Annotated in this window: 3 protein-coding genes; 2 read left to right on the forward strand and 1 reads right to left on the reverse strand. The window is 39.0% G+C overall.

What is annotated here, in order from left to right; genetic code table 11:
* Positions 1-289 precede the first annotated feature (289 nt).
* Together BTHERMOSOX_RS10495 and BTHERMOSOX_RS10500 are read left to right on the forward strand one after the other, a co-directional pair.
* Positions 290-622: a hypothetical protein gene (locus BTHERMOSOX_RS10495; RefSeq protein WP_138121093.1), complete on the forward strand. Its 333-nt coding sequence runs from the start codon at positions 290-292 to the stop codon at positions 620-622.
* 347 nt (positions 623-969) lie between these two features.
* On the forward strand, positions 970-1389 hold the full coding sequence (locus BTHERMOSOX_RS10500; RefSeq protein WP_138121094.1) for a hypothetical protein: 420 nt from the start codon (positions 970-972) through the stop codon (positions 1387-1389).
* Positions 1390-1703: 314 nt separating this feature from the next.
* Here the strand turns inward: BTHERMOSOX_RS10500 and BTHERMOSOX_RS10505 are convergent.
* On the reverse strand, positions 1704-2326 hold a 623-nt coding region (locus tag BTHERMOSOX_RS10505; RefSeq protein WP_171004726.1), incomplete at its 5' end, for an IS91 family transposase.

Genomic DNA, 2326 nt, shown 5'->3' on the forward strand with positions numbered 1-2326 from the left:
ATGGCCTTTTATTTTGTCTCCACCTTCGCTATCGCTCAGACTCCGACAAAACAACCGGCCCTACGGCTATCGCGGACTAAAAATCTTCACTTCGCTAAAGCTCCGTTTCCAGGATTTTCAGCGGTTGAAGTCACTTCACTTCAAGACTGGAAATCTAAAATAGCTTCATAGTCTACTTAACGAGCTCAGCTGTGAAAGCTGAGCTCTTATCAAAACCATACTCTTATTTACATTCTCATCCAATTAGTTATTATTTACTTTTAAAATACAAATATATAAGGAATTAAATGTGCCTAAAGTTTACCAAAATGAGGTTCTAACATGGAAAAAGACTACTTCTGAACATAGAAAGAACATTGACCTAGCAACAGTATTCTGGTTTTGGAACAAATTAGTTGATAATTTTGATCCAGAAAAGACTTTTAACCTAATTATGAGCTTTTTTGAGGAAAAAGATTTAATTCATATTTACCCTCGTGATTTATGGGGCGATTTGCTGGGTGAATCGCAACTGGAAAAAAAGTCAAAACAAGCATTAAAAGACTTTCAAGCCAACATTCAACTCAATTTCCTGAAAAAAAATCTGGTGATAATTACGGGCTCTCTCCTCTGGAAAATATAACGTATGACATCTTAACCAATCGACTTCAAGTAATAGGTACAGATAAACATTGTAACAAATTTAATTTAGTAAAATGGCACGAGATTCTTGATAAATTAAATACTAACCAGCCATGCCAAACGCACGACCTATTATGGCATATTAGGTATAGAAAAGAGCTACGACATATAACCCCATTCTCAGACTACTATTTACTAGACCGTCCAGGTCAAAACGACTACAGACTAATATTTTTTGAGCAATACATTATTGAGCATAACGACGACGCCTATAAAATAGGTTTAGCCACTCAAGGTGACATTATTACCAAACTTGAGGGATTAAGTGATAATGGAATTTATGGTTTGATGAACCCAATTTTAGGAGACCCTTGTTATACACATACCTATGTAAACCTTGACTATCTTATTGAAAAAGCAGATGAATTTGAATTCCCTATTCCTGATCAGTTACGAAAACAGTCACCTAAAGCGTCATCTACAAAAAGTGTCATTCAATCAAAGGGTCACCCCTCATACCAAATTCAAGAGAAGAGTATTGAAGAAATAAATCTTGACTTAAATTTTGATCGTGATGAACAGTTCCCTCTCATTAAAATGGCTCCTGTTATTCTCAAGTACCTAAGGCATGATCCTGCTGGAAAATTCTTATTTGAAAACAAGTCTAATACAGTAATAAAAAAAGAATTATGCCGCCTCACTAAAATGAAAGCTGCGCACATCGATCATATTTGGCGTATCATTATCCCACCTAACGAACAAGGTTAGATTGTGATCGCGAAGCGAGCCACAATCTGAACCGTTTGTTGGACAAGCCCGGCCCGTTAGTAGGAAGTCTGTTAAATCGTTTCTATGAAAATAGCTTTTTGCTGATTAGCTCGATTGATTAATCAGACTTCGTTTTTACAACTTAATTGAACCTTGAGCGTTGCCCATTGCAGTCAACTCCTAAAGTTCAAGTATCGGGGCATTTTTTATGCTTTAATCCCCGATTTTAGCCCAAACAACTCCCTCAGCGCCTTATGCGCTGCTTGTCTGGGCGAAGGAGTGTGAATTTACATAACCTTTAGTGGTTCCAGCATTTAAGTCGGCACAGGCTGAAAGGTCACTTCCACTCTGGGGATTCTCCTACGCCCCACGATCATTACACCGCCACAACATTTGCAACTGAATTGTGGTCGTACTTTAAGTCTGCTTAATATCTTCGTCGGATCAAACTTTAGCAGGGTATGGATCAGTTTAATCACCCTTTTGCTATTGGGGTGCAAAAAACCGAAGTTCCGTGCACGGCGAAAGCCTTTAGGTAAAACATGTTGCAGTACTAACCATAAAAAATCAGCTCCTGAAAGCGTTTTGGTTCGATAACGTTTGGTTTTGCTGTCTTGATAACGATACGTCACTTTGCCATTCTGGCAGGATAAAATATCCTTTTCACGAATAACGCCACGGTAAAGGTATCGACCCAGATAAATCAGGGCTTTATCGCCAGCACCGACAAACTTGCAATCCACTACCCATTTTCCCGGAATCTTCGCAGGAAAAGGAAGTTTCTCTTCGCTCATGCGTGTCAGCATTTTAGCGCGAAAGACTTTCGCCAGTGCTTTATGATTAAACAGGTATTTTCCCTCTTTAGTACGCCAAAGCTTATTGGTCTTGTCCACGATTGCCGCCGGCATGACCACATGAATATGCGGATGATCCTTTA

The organism is Bathymodiolus heckerae thiotrophic gill symbiont (assembly GCF_900128515.1).
Taxonomy (GTDB): Bacteria; Pseudomonadota; Gammaproteobacteria; order PS1; family Pseudothioglobaceae; genus Thioglobus_A.

Excerpts from the sequence above, each read along its gene's own strand:
- BTHERMOSOX_RS10500 (WP_138121094.1), top strand. The coding sequence starts at position 970 with ATGAACCCAATTTTAGGAGACCCTTGTTATACACATACCTATGTAAAC.